Annotated in this window: 14 protein-coding genes; 6 read left to right on the plus strand and 8 right to left on the minus strand. The window is 61.9% G+C overall.

Annotation, left to right across the window (positions count from 1 at the left end; all coding sequences use genetic code 11):
• Positions 1-52 precede the first annotated feature (52 nt).
• The 7 genes from EJD88_RS08100 to bioB all read right to left on the minus strand — a co-directional run bounded on the left by EJD88_RS08100 (position 53) and on the right by bioB (position 7,058).
• Positions 53-1,858 carry a phenylacyl-CoA dehydrogenase gene (locus EJD88_RS08100; RefSeq protein ID WP_099585699.1) on the minus strand — a complete coding sequence of 602 codons (1,806 nt, stop codon included), beginning with the start codon at positions 1,856-1,858 and terminating at the stop codon, positions 53-55.
• A 254-nt stretch (positions 1,859-2,112) separates the two neighbouring features.
• Positions 2,113-2,394: a pyrroloquinoline quinone biosynthesis protein PqqE gene (locus tag EJD88_RS08105; protein WP_099585700.1), complete on the minus strand. Its 282-nt coding sequence runs from the start codon at positions 2,392-2,394 to the stop codon at positions 2,113-2,115.
• Positions 2,395-2,500: 106 nt separating this feature from the next.
• Positions 2,501-3,181 carry a dethiobiotin synthase gene (bioD, locus tag EJD88_RS08110; protein ID WP_158877610.1) on the minus strand — a complete coding sequence of 227 codons (681 nt, stop codon included), beginning with the start codon at positions 3,179-3,181 and terminating at the stop codon, positions 2,501-2,503.
• Positions 3,178-3,990, minus strand: a complete 813-nt coding sequence (bioC, locus tag EJD88_RS08115; protein ID WP_158877612.1) for a malonyl-ACP O-methyltransferase BioC — start codon at positions 3,988-3,990, stop codon at positions 3,178-3,180. Before bioC ends, bioD begins: the two co-directional genes overlap by 4 nt.
• Positions 3,983-4,714, minus strand: coding sequence for an alpha/beta fold hydrolase (locus tag EJD88_RS08120; RefSeq protein ID WP_158877614.1), 732 nt, complete (start codon positions 4,712-4,714; stop codon positions 3,983-3,985). The genes bioC and EJD88_RS08120 overlap by 8 nt, the downstream gene beginning before the upstream one ends.
• Complete coding sequence (gene bioF, locus EJD88_RS08125) at positions 4,707-5,888, minus strand: 8-amino-7-oxononanoate synthase (protein WP_158877616.1); 1,182 nt, start codon at positions 5,886-5,888, stop codon at positions 4,707-4,709. The genes EJD88_RS08120 and bioF overlap by 8 nt, the downstream gene beginning before the upstream one ends.
• A 114-nt stretch (positions 5,889-6,002) precedes the next feature.
• Positions 6,003-7,058 (minus strand): biotin synthase BioB, encoded by a 1,056-nt coding sequence (bioB, locus tag EJD88_RS08130; RefSeq protein ID WP_112192592.1) that lies wholly within the window; start codon positions 7,056-7,058, stop codon positions 6,003-6,005.
• A 92-nt stretch (positions 7,059-7,150) separates the two neighbouring features.
• Between bioB and EJD88_RS08135 the strand changes: the two genes are divergently transcribed.
• The 5 genes from EJD88_RS08135 to rarD all read left to right on the plus strand — a co-directional run bounded on the left by EJD88_RS08135 (position 7,151) and on the right by rarD (position 12,726).
• Entirely contained in the window at positions 7,151-7,888 is a 738-nt protein-coding gene (locus EJD88_RS08135; protein ID WP_158877618.1) for a ComF family protein, read from the plus strand.
• Positions 7,889-7,940: 52 nt separating this feature from the next.
• On the plus strand, positions 7,941-8,705 hold the full coding sequence (locus tag EJD88_RS08140; RefSeq protein WP_158877620.1) for a TOBE domain-containing protein: 765 nt from the start codon (positions 7,941-7,943) through the stop codon (positions 8,703-8,705).
• A 79-nt stretch (positions 8,706-8,784) separates the two neighbouring features.
• The gene (locus EJD88_RS08145) at positions 8,785-10,683 is read left to right on the plus strand and encodes a PhoX family phosphatase (protein ID WP_112192595.1); all 1,899 of its coding nucleotides are present in this window, start codon (positions 8,785-8,787) and stop codon (positions 10,681-10,683) included.
• 161 nt (positions 10,684-10,844) lie between these two features.
• On the plus strand, positions 10,845-11,819 hold the full coding sequence (locus EJD88_RS08150; protein ID WP_158877622.1) for a serine/threonine protein kinase: 975 nt from the start codon (positions 10,845-10,847) through the stop codon (positions 11,817-11,819).
• A 22-nt stretch (positions 11,820-11,841) separates the two neighbouring features.
• A complete protein-coding gene (gene rarD, locus EJD88_RS08155) occupies positions 11,842-12,726 on the plus strand; it encodes an EamA family transporter RarD (RefSeq protein ID WP_099585710.1) in 885 nt (294 codons plus the stop codon).
• Between the two features lie 111 nt (positions 12,727-12,837).
• Here the strand turns inward: rarD and EJD88_RS08160 are convergent, their stop codons facing one another.
• The gene (locus EJD88_RS08160) at positions 12,838-13,350 is read right to left on the minus strand and encodes a glycine cleavage system protein R (protein ID WP_158877624.1); all 513 of its coding nucleotides are present in this window, start codon (positions 13,348-13,350) and stop codon (positions 12,838-12,840) included.
• A gap of 265 nt (positions 13,351-13,615) precedes the next feature.
• Between EJD88_RS08160 and EJD88_RS08165 the strand changes: the two genes are divergently transcribed.
• Positions 13,616-15,793: a malate synthase G gene (locus EJD88_RS08165; protein ID WP_158877626.1), complete on the plus strand. Its 2,178-nt coding sequence runs from the start codon at positions 13,616-13,618 to the stop codon at positions 15,791-15,793.
• The last annotated feature ends 193 nt before the right edge of the window (positions 15,794-15,986 follow it).

Below are 15,986 nucleotides of genomic sequence, written 5' to 3' on the forward strand. Positions count from 1 at the left end.
AAAAACCGCCGCTCCCAAAGGAAGCGGCGGTTTCAGGTAAACCCGGTGAGGCTTAGTAAGCCAGGCCGAAGTCTTCCTCTTTCATGTCCATCAGGTTGTTGGCGCCCGACAGCATGGTTGCCTTGTGCGCCAGAGTACGCGGCAGGATGCGCTGGAAGTAGAAGCGCGCGGTCTGCAGCTTGGCGGTGTAGAAGGCCTCTTCGGTGGTGCCGGCAGCCAGTTTTTCAGCCGCCAGGCGGGCCATGTCGGCCCAGAAGTAAGCCAGGCACGCGTAACCGGAGTACATCAGGTAATCCACCGAGGCGGCGCCGACTTCTTCACGGTCTTTCATCGCGGCCATGCCGACCTTCATGGTCAACTCGCCCCACTCTTTGTTCAGTGCAGCCAGCGGTGTCACGAACTCCTGAACGGCGGCGTTGCCTTCGTTGGCCTGGCAGAACTTATGCACGATCTTGGTGAAGCCCTTGAGCGCTTCGCCCTGGGTCATCAGCACTTTACGGCCGAGCAGGTCCAGCGCCTGGATACCGGTGGTGCCTTCGTACAACATCGAAATGCGGCTGTCGCGAACGTTCTGCTCCATGCCCCACTCGGCGATGAAGCCGTGGCCGCCGTAGATCTGCACGCCATGGTTAGCCGCTTCAAAGCCGACTTCGGTCATGAACGCCTTGGCGATCGGGGTCATGAAGGCCAGCAGGCCGTCGGCCTGTTTTTTGGCTTCGTCGTCGGTGCCGTACTTGACGATGTCCACTTGCTTGGCGGTGAAGTACACCATCGCACGGTTGCCTTCAGCGAAGGCTTTCATGGTCAGCAGCATGCGGCGCACGTCGGGATGCACGATGATCGGGTCAGCAGCCTTGTCCGGTGCTTTCGGGCCGGTCAGGGAGCGCATTTGCAGGCGATCGCGAGCGTATTTCAGGCCGCCCTGGAAGCCGATCTCGGCGTGGGACAGGCCTTGCAGTGCGGTGCCCAGGCGCGCGGTGTTCATAAAGGTGAACATGCAGTTCAGGCCTTTGTTCGCCGGGCCGATCAGGAAACCGGTGGCCGCATCGAAGTTCATCACGCAGGTGGCGTTGCCGTGGATGCCCATCTTGTGTTCCAGGGAGCCACAGGACACCGCGTTGCGCTCACCCACCGAACCGTCGGCGTTGGGCAGGAACTTCGGCACGATAAACAGCGAGATACCTTTGGTGCCGGCCGGCGCGTCCGGCAGGCGGGCCAGTACGATGTGGACGATGTTGTCGGCCATGTCGTGCTCACCGGCCGAGATGAAGATCTTGGTGCCGGAGACTTTGTAGGAACCGTCGGCCTGAGGCTCGGCCTTGGTACGCAGCATGCCCAGGTCGGTGCCGCAGTGTGGCTCGGTCAGGCACATGGTGCCGGTCCACTCGCCCGATACCAGTTTGGTCAGGTAAGCGTCTTGCTGTTCAGGGGTGCCGTGCTCGGAGATGGTGTTCATCGCACCGTGGGACAGGCCTGGGTACATGCCCCACGACCAGTTGGCGGCGCCAACCATTTCACTCACCGCCAGGCCCAGGGATTCCGGCAGGCCTTGGCCGCCGTGTTCCACGTCGTGGGCCAGGCTAGGCCAGCCGCCTTCGACGAATTGCTTGTAGGCTTCTTTGAAACCCGTCGGCGTCTTAACGCCTGACTCACTCCAGGTGCACCCTTCGATGTCGCCCACGCGGTTCAGCGGTGCCAGCACTTGTTCACAGAACTTGGCGCCCTCTTCAAGGATGGCGTCAACCATGTCCGGAGTAGCGTCCTGGCAAGCCGGCAGGCTCTGATAGTGCGCTTCATAACCGAGCAGTTCGTCACGAACGAAGCGAATATCACGCAAGGGGGCCTTGTAGTCAGGCATAGCGATAAACCTCTGCTGATGTAGCTGGAATGAACAACCGCGTGGAATGTGTTGTGGCGGTCAAACAGGTGTTTGAAACATACGTTTACGACCTGGGGATGTCAAGCGTCGTCCAAGCGCCGTTTGTCATGACGTGAATCAACCCAGGCGCAACAAGGCCTGCGGCGAGATGCCACATCAAAGAGAGTGTAGAGAGGGTTCAGGATAAAACAGGGAAAATGTGGGAAGGGGCTTGCCCCCCTCCCACATTTAGATCAGGCGTAGGTGTCGATCAGCGTACCGAGCATTTCGTCGGAAGCCTTGGCGACTTTGACGCCCAGCTCCACCTGAAACTTGCCTTCGGCCAGTTCCACCATATTGCTGGCGGAGTTGGTCGGCTGGCCACGGTTGACCGCCTGCAAGCGATCATTCTGGGCATCCGAAGGTTGGCTGGTGGCTGCACTGGCGATCTTGCCAGCGGCCTGGTCGACACGGCTTTGCCCGGACTGAATGGTATTCAGGCCCGAGTAAAACGCGCTGCTTCCAGAGATTTCCATGGCGTAAGCCTGCCTTTAGAGAATCGTGAACGCTGATTGAAGCAGAGAACGTGGCAAAACGCCCGTCAAAAACACTAATAGCACAATGCCTTACCGATAGCCAAAATCAGTCAAGCAAGTCCAACTGCAAGTATTCCGCCACGGCTTCGGCGCCGGCATGCTTGAGTTTGGGCACGCGCCCCAGGCACGGTGCGGGCAACCGTTCGGCCAAGGTGGCGAGGTTTTCCTCCAGGCGGGAGGTCTTGGGGTCGATGATGTTCGCGACCCAACCCGCCAGCGCCAAACCGTCCCGTGCGATGGCTTCGGCGGTGAGCAAGGCATGGCTGATACAGCCCAGACGCACGCCCACCACCAGGATCACCGGCAGTTTGAGCGCGATGGCCAGGTCCGACAGATTGGCCTGGTCAGCCAGCGGCACGCGCCAGCCGCCCGCGCCCTCGATCAAGGTGAAATCCGCGTGCCGCGCCAGAACCTGCTGCATGGGCTTGAGCAGCGATTGCACCGTCAGCGAAACACCGGCCTCCCGCGCCGCCAGATGAGGGGCTATGGCCGGTTCGAACGCCACGGGATTGACCTCGGCATAACTCAACGGCAATGAGCATTCGGCCAGCAGCGCCAGGGCATCGGCATTGCGCAGGCCGTTGGGGGTCACGGCACAACCGGAGGCCACGGGTTTGCCGGCGGCGGTGCTTTTGCCCGCTTGGCGGGCGGCATGGAGGAGGCCGGCGGCGACGGTGGTCTTGCCGACATCGGTGTCGGTGCCCGTAATGAAATAAGCGACGCTCATTGAGGTTTCTCCAGTACGGCATACACCACTTGATAAGTCGCCGGCAGGCCCTGGGCCTGGCGGAACCGCTCATAAGCCTCGACCAGTGCCACAATCCGCGCCCGGCCAGTCAACCCACCGGGGCGGCCGGGGTTAAGGTTGTGTGCACCGAGGGCCTTCAATTCATGGGTCAGGCTGCGCACATCCGGGTAATGCAGCACATGGGGCTGGCGCTCCAGGCTGACCACGCGCAAACCGCTGGCCGCGCACAGTTGCTGGTAAGCCTCGAAAGTGCGGAAACGGTTGACGTGCACCAGGCCATCGGCGGCGCGCCAGCTTTCGCGCAGTTCATCCAATGTGCCCACGCACAAACTGGCAAACGCCAACACCCCGCCCGGTTGCAGCACGCGATGGGCCTCGCTGAGCACCGCATCGAAGTTCGCACACCATTGCACCGCAAGGCTGGAGAAGATCAGCTCAAAGCGCTCGGCGTTCAGCGGCAAGCGTTCGGCATCCCCCGCGATGAAGTGCTGCGCGCCACCCAAGGGCCGCGCATGGTTGAGCATACCTTCGGCGATATCCAGGGCCACGCCCTGACTGGCGGGCAATAAATCCCCCAGCACGCGACTGAAATACCCCGTACCACATCCCATATCCAGCCAACGGCGTGGCGCACAGGATGACGGCAGGCGCGACAGCAACTCGTGCCCCACAGCGCGCTGCAACTCGGCGACGCTGTCGTAACTGGCCGCCGCACGGGAAAACGACGCCGCCACCTGGCGCTTGTCTGGCAAGGCACCCGGCAGAGGGGGGTGGGATAGATCAGTCATCGACACACTCATGCAAAAAAGCCTGGATGGCCCCCGCTACACCGTGGGGGTCTTCCAGAAGAAACGCGTGACCGGCCTGTTCAATCAGACCGATTTCAACATCGGGCAGCAGCGCCAGCAGGTCGCTGGCGGCTTCGGCGGGCACCAAGCCGTCCATACCGGCAAACAGATGCAACTGCGGGCCGCGATAGGCCAGCAAGGCTTCGCGGGTGTCCAGTTGCGCAAGCAGTTCAAGACCGGTCATCAAAATGGCGGACGGCGTCTTCGGCGCGCCGCTGACCAACAACCGCGCGAGCCCGCGAGGGTCTGCGGCGCCTTTGGCACACAACAGGCCGAAGCGCTTGAGCGTGACCTGGGAGTCCGCGTGGCACCCGGCGAGAAACGCATCGAAGGTCTCGGCGGGCATCGCACTCGGCCAACTGTCGTGGGCGACAAAACACGGGTTGCTCGCCAGGGTCAGCAAGCCGCAGCAGCGTTCACCGCGTCGCGCCGCCAATTCAGAGGCCAGCATGCCGCCCAGCGACCAACCGCCGAGCCAGGTGTTGTCCGGCAAGGTGGCGTCGAGTTCATCCAACCATTCGCCGAGATCGCTGGCGTCCAGCGCCGGCAACGGCTCGATCTGTACGTGCAGATGCTCGTCCAGCCCCCGCAATGCGGCGGCCAATGGTTCCAGCGGCGATACGCCAAGGCCCCAGCCGGGCAGCAATATCAGTCGATCACGCATGGTCGGGCTCCAGGGCGCCTGGCAAGCGGAAACACTCTTCCAATGCGCTTAACAATAGCTGCACCTGCGCCTCGCTGTGGGCCGCCGTCAATGTCACGCGCAAACGGGCGCTGCCGACGGGCACGGTGGGCGGGCGGATCGCGGTGACCATCAGGCCACGCTCGCGCAGCATCCGGGACAAACGCACGGCCCTGGCGCTGTCGCCGATCAGGATCGGCTGGATCGGTGTAAAGCTGTCCATCAAGTCCAGGCCAAGCTGCTCGGCGCCGTGGCGGAACTGACGGATCAGGCCGTTGAGGTGTTCACGCCGCCAATGCTCGGTGCGCAGCAGTTCCAGGCTTTTCAACGTGGCGCAGGCCAGCGCCGGTGGTTGGCTGGTGGTGTAAATATAGGGGCGAGCAAACTGGATCAGGCTTTCGATCAAGTCTTCACTGCCCGCCACAAACGCGCCGGCGGTACCGAAGGCTTTGCCCAGGGTGCCGACCAATACGGGCACGTCTTCCTGGCTCAAGCCGAAATGCTCGACGATGCCTGCGCCGTTGGCGCCCAGCGGGCCGAAGCCATGGGCGTCGTCGACCATCAGCCAGGCGCCTTTGGCCTTGGCTTCACGGGCCAGGGCGGGCAAGTCAGCCAAATCGCCGTCCATGCTGAACACGCCATCGGTGACTACCAACGTGTTGCCGGTGGCTTTCTCCAGGCGCTTGGCCAGGCTGGCCGCGTCGTTGTGCAGATAGCGATTGAAGCGCGCCCCGGACAGTAAGCCCGCATCCAGCAACGACGCGTGATTGAGCCGGTCCTGCAGCACCGTGTCGCCCTGCCCCACCAGCGCCGTGACCGCGCCCATATTGGCCATGTAGCCGGTGGTAAACAGCAGCGCACGCGGGCGACCGGTCAGGTCAGCCAGCGCCTCTTCCAGCTCATGGTGCGGCGTGGCATGCCCGACCACCAGGTGCGACGCGCCACCGCCCACGCCCCAACGGGAAGCACCGGCGCGCCAGGCTTCGATCACTTGCGGGTGATTGGCCAGGCCCAGGTAGTCGTTATTGCAGAAGGCGAGCAACGGTTGGCCGTCGACCACCACTTCAGGGCCTTGAGGGCTCGCCAGCAATGGGCGTTGGCGGTAAAGGTGTTCGGCACGGCGGGCAGCGAGGCGCGCAGAGAGATCGAAAGACATGCTGGCCTCGGTTTAACAGGATTAACTCAGTCGAGAATGTCGGAGGGGCTGCTTCGCAACCCCGCGCAGGACAAGCCTGCTCAACACAGCAAGCCGGCTCCTACAGGGTCCGAATCAAACAGCAGCGTTGTAGAACTGCTCGCTGCTCTTCTGCTCCACCAATGCCTGCTCGATCGCCGCCTGATGCACTTCATCGGCGTGCTCTTCACGGGCTTCCGGCAGGATGCCCAGGCGCGAGAACAGTTGCATGTCCTTGTCGGCCTGCGGGTTGGCAGTGGTCAGCAGTTTGTCGCCGTAGAAGATCGAGTTGGCGCCGGCGAAAAACGCCAGGGCCTGCATCTGCTCGTTCATGGCTTCACGACCGGCCGACAGGCGCACGTGGGACTGCGGCATCAGGATGCGCGCCACGGCGAGCATGCGGATGAAGTCGAACGGGTCGATATCTTCGGCGTTTTCCAAAGGCGTACCGGCCACTTTCACCAGCATGTTGATCGGCACCGACTCTGGATGCTCCGGCAGGTTGGCCAACTGGATCAGCAGGTTGGCGCGGTCGTCGAGGGACTCGCCCATGCCAAGGATGCCGCCGGAACAGATCTTCATCCCCGAGTCACGCACGTAGGCCAGGGTTTGCAGGCGCTCGCTGTAGGTGCGGGTCGTGATGATGCTGCCGTAGAACTCCGGCGAGGTATCCAGGTTGTGGTTGTAGTAGTCGAGGCCGGCCTGGGCCAGGGCTTCGGTCTGGTCCTGGTCGAGACGGCCGAGGGTCATGCAGGTTTCCAGGCCCATGGCTTTCACGCCCTTGACCATCTGCAGCACGTACGGCATGTCTTTGGCCGACGGGTGTTTCCAGGCGGCGCCCATGCAGAAGCGGGTCGAACCGATGGCCTTGGCGCGAGCGGCCTCTTCGAGGACCTTCTGCACCTCCATCAGCTTTTCTTTTTCGAGGCCCGTGTTGTAGTGGCCCGACTGCGGACAATATTTGCAATCTTCCGGGCAGGCGCCGGTCTTGATCGACAGCAGGGTCGACACCTGTACACGGTTCGCGTCGAAATGCGCACGGTGTACGGTCTGCGCCTGGAACAAGAGGTCGTTGAACGGCTGCACGAACAGTGCTTTGACTTCGGCCAGGGACCAATCGTGACGCAAGGTGGCGGTGATGCTGGCGCTCATGGGCGATTCCTTGATTATGCTTGGGCTCTCGCTGCGGGAAAGGTAATACCCACAGGCGCGACACGGATGCTCGGCATATTTAAGGAAGATTCATGCACTGTCAACCTGGGTACAAGCACCAAGTTTACATCTGGTCAAAAAACATACAGACCTGTTTACTCTGCGACGAAGCCACAGAAACAGCCGATTGTGTGTGCAACGTCTGCGAAACCGAGCTGCCTTGGCTGATGGAGCATTGCGAAATCTGCGCGCTGCCCCTGGCGATGGACGGGTTGGTCTGCGGCCAATGCCTCAAACAACCGCCCGCCTTTAAACAAGTCATCGCGCCCTGGACCTACAGCTTTCCCGTGGACACCCTGATCAGCCGCTTCAAGCACCAGGCACGCTGGCCACTCGGGCATCTGCTGGGGCACTTACTGGGAAAATACCTGCAACATCGCTTCGACAACCACGAACTCATTCGCCCGGACGCACTGCTGCCGGTGCCCATGGCGAGCCAGCGCCTGCGCGAGCGCGGTTATAACCAGGCGCTGATGCTGGCGCGCTGGCTCAGCGCCGACCTGACTATCCCCTGCAATGAACACGTGTTGTTGCGCCCCCATGAAACCCTGGCGCAACAGAACCTCGACGCCAAGAGCCGCAAACGCAACCTGCTCAACGCCTTTGCCCTGGCCCCTGACGCGCAGGTACAAGACCGCCACTGCGCACTGGTGGACGACGTACTCACCACCGGCGCTACCGCCCACAGCCTGGCGCGGCTGTTGATCAGCGCCGGAGCGCGGCAGGTGGATGTGTACTGCCTGGCCCGCACCCCCAAGCCTGGCACTTGACTCTCATGCCGCACGGCCGCAACGTCCGCTCATCCCAACACAGCGTACGCCCATGTCTCTCCCGACTTTGCTCAGCCAACATATCGTCCGCCGCCCCCAGCGCATCGCCCTGCTGGGGCATATCGCCGAACAGGGCTCCATCACCCGCGCCGCCAAAAGTGCTGGCTTGAGCTACAAGGCCGCGTGGGATGCCATCGATGAACTGAACAACCTCGCGCAAAAACCCCTGGTAGAACGCAGTGTCGGCGGCAAAGGCGGTGGCGGTGCCAAACTCACCGCCGAAGGCGAACGGGTGTTGCGCCTCTACCAACGCCTGCAAGCGTTACAGGCCGAGGTGCTGGGTTCGGACGAAGCCGCCAGTGACTTCAATCTGTTGGGCCGCCTGATGCTGCGCACCAGTGCACGCAACCAGCTGCATGGCCAGGTCAGCGCGATTGAAAGCCGCGGCCGCAATGATCTGATTCATTTGCAACTCGCGGGTGGGCTGACCCTCACAGCCCAAATCACCCATGACAGCACGCAACGGCTGGAGCTGGAGATTGGCGTCGAAGTCGTCGCACTGATCAAGGCCGGCTGGCTGGAATTGCTCGCATCGCACAGCGCCGCAACACTCGGACACAATTGCATGAGCGGAACGGTAGACGCCATTCTCCACGCCGAGGACGGCCCCAGCGAAGTGCGCATCGCCCTGCCCAATGGCCAGGTTTTATGCGCCCTGGCGCAGCCCGACGTACTCAAGGCCCTGGACGCCACCGAAGGCCGGGAGATCCACGTGCAATTCGCCCCCAGTCATGTATTGCTCGGTACGCCAGTCTGAGCCGCAGAGTTTTTCAAACTGCAACAACTTCGTCACACCCGCTCCTTATGGTGTCTGCAAAAACCGCAGGGAGCCTGAGATGAGCCTATTAGAAGAAAACCAAGCCACCGACCTTGAGCAGATGGTTGGCCTCACCCGCCGCCGCTTTATCGGCGCCGGCGCCTTGTGCGGTGCCGCGATGTTCCTGGGCGGCAACCTGTTGAGCCGCAGCGCCCTGGCCGTGAATGCCGCTTCCGCCAGCCCGCTGCTGGGGTTTGCCAGCATCGCCGCCGCGACCAGCGACACCATCACCTTGCCGCCGGGCTACAGCGCCTCGGTGTTGATCAGTTGGGGCCAGCCGCTGCACAAGAGCGCGCCGGCCTTCGACCCGTCCGGCAACGGCACGGCCAAGGCCCAGGAACAACAATTCGGCGACAACAACGACGGCATGAGCCTGTTCGCCTTCCCTGGCGACGACAACCGCGCGCTGATGGCGATCAACAACGAATACACCAACTACCGCTACCTCTACGCCCACGGCGGCGCTCCGCAATCGGCCGAAGACGTGCGCAAGGCCCAGGCCAGCGAAGGCGTGTCGGTGATCGAAGTGCGGCGCAAGGGCGACACCTGGCAGTTCGTCCAGGATTCACGCTACAACCGCCGCATCCACGGCAACTCGCCGATCCGTCTGAGCGGCCCCGCTGCCGGCCACGACTGGCTGAAAACCAGCGCCGACAAATCCGGCAAGAAAGCCCTCGGCACCTTCCAGAACTGCGCCAACGGCATGACACCGTGGGGCACTTATCTGACCTGTGAAGAGAACTTCACCGACTGCTTCGGCAGCAGCAACCCACAACAAACCTTCGACGCCGGGCAGAAACGCTACGGCGTAGTGGCCGCCAGTAAAGAGATCAACTGGCACCTGCACGACCCGCGCTTCGACATGGCCAAGAACCCCAACGAACTCAACCGCCATGGCTGGGTAGTGGAAATCGACCCGTTCGACCCGCAATCCACCCCGGCCAAACGCACGGCCCTGGGTCGCTTCAAACACGAAAACGCCGCCCTCGCCGAAACCCGCGATGGCCGCGCCGTTGTGTACATGGGCGACGATGAGCGCGGTGAGTTCATCTACAAGTTCGTCAGCCGCGACAAGATCAACCACAAGAACCCCAAGGCCAACAAAGACCTGCTCGACCACGGCACCTTGTATGTGGCGATCTTCGACGCGGGCGATGGCGATGCCGACCATCCAAAAGGCAAAGGCCAATGGGTTGAGCTGACCCATGGCAAAAACGGCATCGACGCCAGCACCGGTTTTGCCAATCAGGCCGAAGTGCTGATCCATGCGCGCCTGGCCGCCAGCGTGGTCAAAGCCACGCGCATGGACCGCCCGGAATGGATCGTGGTCAGCCCCTCCGATGGCCAGGTCTATTGCACCCTGACCAACAACGCCAAGCGCGGCGAAGACGGCCAACCCGTGGGCGGCCCCAACCCACGGGAGAAAAACGTCTACGGCCAGATCCTGCGCTGGAAAGCCAATGCCGATGACCACGGCGCGGCCGATTTCAGCTGGGATTTGTTTGTGGTGGCCGGCAACCCCGGCGTACACGCGGGCAAGCCCAAGGGCGGCTCGTCCAACATCAACCCGCAGAACATGTTCAACAGCCCCGACGGCCTGGGTTTCGACAAGGCCGGACGCCTGTGGATCCTCACCGACGGCGACTACAGCAACGCGGGTGACTTCGCCGGCATGGGCAATAACCAGATGCTCTGCGCCGACCCGGCGACCGGTGAAATCCGTCGTTTCATGGTCGGGCCGGTGGCGTGCGAGGTAACGGGGATCAGCTTTTCGCCGGATCAGAAAACGCTGTTTGTGGGGATCCAGCATCCGGGGGAAACCGGCGGTTCGACGTGGCCGGAGCATCTGCCGAATGGGAAGCCGCGGTCTTCGGTGATGGCGATTCGCAGGGATGATGGCGGGATCGTCGGCGCCTGATAGGGCCCCATCGGGGGCAAGCCCCCTCCCACATGGGAACGCATTTCAAATGTGGGAGGGGGCTTGCCCCCGATGGCGATACTTAAGTCACCCCCTATCTCAAGCCCGGTGCGTTACCATACTCGGCCGGACGCGGCGCCCTGCTGCCCGCAGGAGTTCCCATGGCCCATCCGTTTGAAACCCTCACCCCTGACCTGGTGCTCGACGCCGTCGAAAGCATCGGTTTTCTCAGTGATGCTCGCGTCCTGGCGCTCAACAGCTACGAAAACCGCGTGTATCAGGTGGGCATCGAAGACGGCGAACCGCTGATCGCGAAGTTCTATCGCCCCCAGCGCTGGACCAACGACGCGATTCTCGAAGAACACCGCTTCACCTTCGAACTGGCCGAATGCGACGTGCCGGTCGTCGCGCCACTGATCCACAACGGTGAAAGCCTGTTCGAACACGAAGGTTTCCGCTTCACCCTGTTCCCTCGCCGTGGCGGCCGCGCGCCGGAGCCCGGCAACCTTGATCAACTGTATCGCCTCGGGCAACTGCTCGGCCGTTTGCACGCGGTGGGCTCCACCCGCCCGTTCGAACACCGCGAAGCCCTGGGCGTGAAGAACTTCGGTCACGACTCGCTCAACACATTGCTTGAAGGCAATTTCATTCCCAAAAGCCTGCTGCCGGCCTACGACTCTGTGGCCCGCGACCTGCTCAAGCGCGTGGAAGAGGTCTACAAGGCCACCCCGCACAAGAACATCCGCATGCACGGCGATTGCCACCCCGGCAACATGATGTGCCGTGACGAGATGTTCCATATCGTCGACCTGGATGACTGCCGCATGGGCCCGGCGGTGCAGGACCTGTGGATGATGCTCGCCGGTGACCGTCAGGAATGCCTGGGCCAACTGTCGGAATTGATGGACGGCTATCAGGAATTCCACGACTTCGACCCGCGTGAATTGGCGCTGATCGAACCGCTGCGCGCCTTGCGCCTGATGCATTACAGCGCCTGGCTGGCACGGCGCTGGGACGATCCGGCGTTCCCCCACAGTTTTCCGTGGTTCGGTAGCGAGCGGTATTGGGGCGATCAGGTGCTGGCGTTGCGCGAGCAACTATCAGCCCTCAACGAAGAACCATTGAAACTGTTTTAACTGCTAGAACAAGGACTCTGCAATGCACGCCGCCAACCCCCGCAAGGGGTACATCCTGGGCCTCAGCGCCTATGTCATCTGGGGCTTGTTCCCGCTCTACTTCAAAGCAATCGCCAGCGTACCCGCCGCCGAGATCATCGTGCACCGCGTGCTGTGGTCGGCGCTGTTCGGGGGCTTGCTGTTGATGGTGTGGAAACATCCCGGCTGGTTCCGCGAACTGCGCGACAACCCCAGGCGCCTGGCGATCCTGGCCTTGAGCGGAGCGTTGATTGCGGCCAATTGGCTGACCTACGTATGGTCGGTGAACACCGGGCGCATGCTTGAGGCGAGCCTGGGTTATTACATCAACCCGCTGGTGAATGTGCTGCTCGGCATGTTGCTTCTCGGCGAACGCCTGCGTCGTTTGCAATGGGTAGCGGTCGGGCTGGCAGCTGTGGGTGTGGCGCAACAGGTGTGGCAGGTGGGCAGTTTGCCGTGGGTGTCACTGGTGTTGGCGCTGACCTTTGGCTTCTATGGCCTGATCCGCAAACAGGCGCCAGTCAAAGCGCTGCCGGGGCTGGTGGTGGAAACCTGGATGCTGGTGCCGATTGCAGTCGCGTGGTTGCTGTTCAACCCAACCGCCCACAGTGCTCAGCTTGAGTTCTGGAGCACCTCTGAAGCCTGGTGGCTGGTCGCCGCCGGCCCGGTGACGTTGATCCCGCTGGTGTGCTTCAACGCCGCCGCACGGCATCTGCCCTACACCGCGCTGGGCTTTTTGCAGTATGTTGCGCCGACCCTGGTGTTGCTCGAAGCCGTGCTGCTGTTCGGCGAACACCTGGCGCCCAGCACGCTGCTCGCCTTCGCCTTTATCTGGGCTGGCCTGGTCGTCTACAGCGTCGATGCCTGGCTGACCGTGCGCAAACGCTGATCAAATAACATACAGCATCCTGCAAGCCACAACCGCCGTGGCTTGCAGGCATTCACCCCAAGGTTATCCACAGGCCCATGCAAGTTTTCCATGCATAACCTTGTGGACAGATTATTCCTCGCTGCGCAGCTCCACCATCAAGTCATCCGCCAAGGTTTCCAGGGATAGCTGCAAGCGCTCCAGGGATAACGACGGCGGCACCTGCAACAACGCTTCGGCGCTGAACAACGGATCGCCACTCATGGGGGCCGGGCGCACATCCGTGCTCAAGCGCTCCAGGTTCACGCCTTGCTGGCTCAACAGGGCCGTGATCTCACGCACGATGCCCGAGCGGTCATTGCCCACCAATGTCATCACAATCGGCTTGGACGCCGCGGCCTGCCCGGTACTGCCCTCACCCACCAGCACGCGAATGCCATGTGTGGATAAGTCCTCCAGCGCCCCCAACAATGCCTGGCGGCTTTCCGCTGGTACGCTGACCCGCAGGATCCCGGCAAACTGCCCGGCCATATGGGCCATGCGGCTTTCCAGCCAGTTCCCCCCGTGGGCGGCAATGTTCTGCGCGATGCGCTCGACCAGGCCGGGTTTGTCGGCGGCGATAATTGTGAGTACAAGATGGTCCATGGCGAAGCCCTCTGAATTCAATCTACAAGGTGGACCCGGGGGCCACCGAAAACAAATCGTGTACCATTCTTATATTTATCTGGAACAATCCAATAGTTTTTTGAGAACATCCTGTTCTCCGCTGTGACCGTACGACCAAAGTGGGTCGCTAAACGACGTATTTAGTCTAATTTTCACAACCGCAAGTCATCATGTAGTATGCGCAACTTGGCACTACATAATGAAAATCTAAAAAGCGCTTAAGCTGTGCAGAGTGAGGCAAGCAATGACTGAACACGTTCAAGTCGGTGGCCTGCAGGTCGCCAAAGTCCTGTTCGACTTCGTGAACAACGAAGCCATTCCCGGCACCGGCATCACTGCCGACCAGTTCTGGGCCGGCGCCGACAAGGTCATCCACGACCTGGCACCGAAGAACAAAGCCCTACTCGCCAAACGCGATGATTTCCAGGCGCGCATCGACACCTGGCACCAGACCCACGCCGGCCAGGCCCACGACCCGGTGGCCTACAAAGCCTTCCTGCAAGACATCGGATACCTGCTGCCAGAAGCCGCAGACTTCCAGGCCTCGACCCAAAACGTCGATGACGAAATCGCCCGCATGGCCGGCCCACAGTTGGTGGTGCCGGTGATGAATGCCCGTTTCGCCCTCAACGCCTCCAATGCGCGCTGGGGTTCGCTGTACGACGCGCTGTACGGCACCGACGCCATCAGCGAAGCCGACGGCGCCGAGAAAGGCAAGGGTTACAACAAGGTGCGTGGCGACAAGGTCATCGCCTTCGCCCGCGCCTTCCTTGACGAAGCCGCGCCGCTCAGCGCCGGCAGCCACGTCGACTCCACCGGTTACAAGATCGTCGACGGCACGCTGATCGTCAGCCTCAAGGGCGGCAGCAACAGTGGCCTGCGTGACGATGCCCAGTTGATCGGTTTCCAGGGCCATGCGGCCGAGCCGATTGCGATCCTGCTGAAACACAACGGCCTGCACTTCGAAATCCAGATCGACGCCAGCACCCCAGTCGGCCAGACCGATGCCGCCGGCGTCAAAGATGTGCTGATGGAAGCCGCGCTGACCACCATCATGGACTGCGAAGACTCCGTCGCCGCGGTGGATGCCGACGACAAAGTGGTGATCTACCGCAACTGGCTCGGCCTGATGAAGGGCGACCTGGCCGAAGAAGTGGCCAAGGGCGGAAAAACCTTCACCCGTACCATGAACGCCGACCGCGTTTATACCGGCGTGGATGGCCAGGACGTGACGCTGCACGGCCGTTCGCTGCTGTTCGTGCGCAACGTGGGTCATCTGATGACCATCGATGCGATCCTCGATAAAGACGGCAACGAAGTGCCGGAAGGCATCCTCGACGGCCTGGTCACCAGCCTCGCCGCGACCCACAGCCTCAACGGCAACAACACCCGCAAGAACAGCCGCACCGGTTCGGTGTACATCGTCAAGCCGAAGATGCACGGCCCGGAAGAAGCTGCGTTCACCAACGAGCTTTTCGGTCGCATCGAAGACGTGCTGAACCTGCCGCGCAACACCCTCAAGGTCGGGATCATGGACGAGGAGCGCCGTACCACGGTCAACCTCAAGGCCTGCATCAAGGCGGCCAGCGAGCGCGTGGTGTTTATCAACACCGGCTTCCTCGACCGCACCGGCGACGAGATCCACACCTCCATGGAAGCGGGCGCGATGGTGCGCAAGGCTGCCATGAAGGCCGAAAAATGGATCGGCGCCTACGAAAACTGGAACGTCGATATCGGCCTGAGCACCGGCCTGCAAGGCCGTGCGCAGATCGGTAAAGGCATGTGGGCGATGCCCGACCTAATGGCGGCGATGCTCGAACAGAAAATCGCCCACCCATTGGCCGGCGCCAACACCGCTTGGGTGCCATCGCCGACCGCCGCCGCGCTGCACGCGTTGCACTACCACAAGGTTGATGTATTCGCCCGCCAGGCCGAGCTTGCCAAGCGCGAGCGTGCATCGGTAGACGACATCCTGACCATTCCTCTGGCCAGCAACACCGATTGGTCCGACGAAGAAATCCGCAACGAGCTGGACAACAACGCCCAGGGCATCCTGGGTTATGTGGTCCGTTGGATCGACCAGGGCGTCGGCTGCTCGAAAGTGCCGGACATCAATGATGTGGGCCTGATGGAAGACCGCGCCACCCTGCGCATCTCCAGCCAGCACATCGCCAATTGGCTGCGCCACGGCATCGTCAACCAAGACCAGGTCATGGAAAGCCTCAAGCGCATGGCGCCGGTGGTGGACCGTCAGAATGCCGGGGATGCGCTGTACCGCCCACTGGCTCCGGATTTCGACAGCAACATCGCGTTCCAGGCAGCGGTGGAGTTGGTGATTGAAGGGACTAAGCAGCCTAATGGGTATACCGAGCCGGTGCTGCACCGTCGGCGTCGGGAGTTCAAGGCTAAAAACGGCCTGTAAATGAAAAAGCCCTGATCGTGAGATCAGGGCTTTTTCTTTGGGGCTTGTAGTGACCAGACTGGCCTCATCGGGGCATAGCTATCTACACAACTCTCAAAGGCTTATACATAACTCTGTGGTGAGCGGGCTTGTCCCGCGCTGGGCTGCGCAGCAGCCCCAAAACCAGGCAACTTGGTTTTTCTGAAAAAACGCG

This window comes from Pseudomonas sp. PB105, from assembly GCF_009764655.1.
In the GTDB taxonomy this organism is placed as follows: domain Bacteria; phylum Pseudomonadota; class Gammaproteobacteria; order Pseudomonadales; family Pseudomonadaceae; genus Aquipseudomonas; species Aquipseudomonas cyclaminis.

What these genes read in the sequence shown, in the direction of transcription:
- bioC (WP_158877612.1), bottom strand. Translation starts at nt 3,990, where the DNA reads ATGACTGATCTATCCCACCCCCCTCTGCCGGGTGCCTTGCCAGACAAG.
- bioB (WP_112192592.1), bottom strand. Translation starts at nt 7,058, where the DNA reads ATGAGCGCCAGCATCACCGCCACCTTGCGTCACGATTGGTCCCTGGCC.
- EJD88_RS08150 (WP_158877622.1), top strand. Translation starts at nt 10,845, where the DNA reads ATGGCCCATCCGTTTGAAACCCTCACCCCTGACCTGGTGCTCGACGCC.
- EJD88_RS08145 (WP_112192595.1), top strand. Translation starts at nt 8,785, where the DNA reads ATGAGCCTATTAGAAGAAAACCAAGCCACCGACCTTGAGCAGATGGTT.
- bioD (WP_158877610.1), bottom strand. Translation starts at nt 3,181, where the DNA reads ATGAGCGTCGCTTATTTCATTACGGGCACCGACACCGATGTCGGCAAG.
- EJD88_RS08140 (WP_158877620.1), top strand. Translation starts at nt 7,941, where the DNA reads ATGTCTCTCCCGACTTTGCTCAGCCAACATATCGTCCGCCGCCCCCAG.
- EJD88_RS08100 (WP_099585699.1), bottom strand. Translation starts at nt 1,858, where the DNA reads ATGCCTGACTACAAGGCCCCCTTGCGTGATATTCGCTTCGTTCGTGAC.
- EJD88_RS08160 (WP_158877624.1), bottom strand. Translation starts at nt 13,350, where the DNA reads ATGGACCATCTTGTACTCACAATTATCGCCGCCGACAAACCCGGCCTG.
- EJD88_RS08165 (WP_158877626.1), top strand. Translation starts at nt 13,616, where the DNA reads ATGACTGAACACGTTCAAGTCGGTGGCCTGCAGGTCGCCAAAGTCCTG.
- bioF (WP_158877616.1), bottom strand. Translation starts at nt 5,888, where the DNA reads ATGTCTTTCGATCTCTCTGCGCGCCTCGCTGCCCGCCGTGCCGAACAC.
- EJD88_RS08120 (WP_158877614.1), bottom strand. Translation starts at nt 4,714, where the DNA reads ATGCGTGATCGACTGATATTGCTGCCCGGCTGGGGCCTTGGCGTATCG.
- rarD (WP_099585710.1), top strand. Translation starts at nt 11,842, where the DNA reads ATGCACGCCGCCAACCCCCGCAAGGGGTACATCCTGGGCCTCAGCGCC.
- EJD88_RS08105 (WP_099585700.1), bottom strand. Translation starts at nt 2,394, where the DNA reads ATGGAAATCTCTGGAAGCAGCGCGTTTTACTCGGGCCTGAATACCATT.
- EJD88_RS08135 (WP_158877618.1), top strand. Translation starts at nt 7,151, where the DNA reads ATGCACTGTCAACCTGGGTACAAGCACCAAGTTTACATCTGGTCAAAA.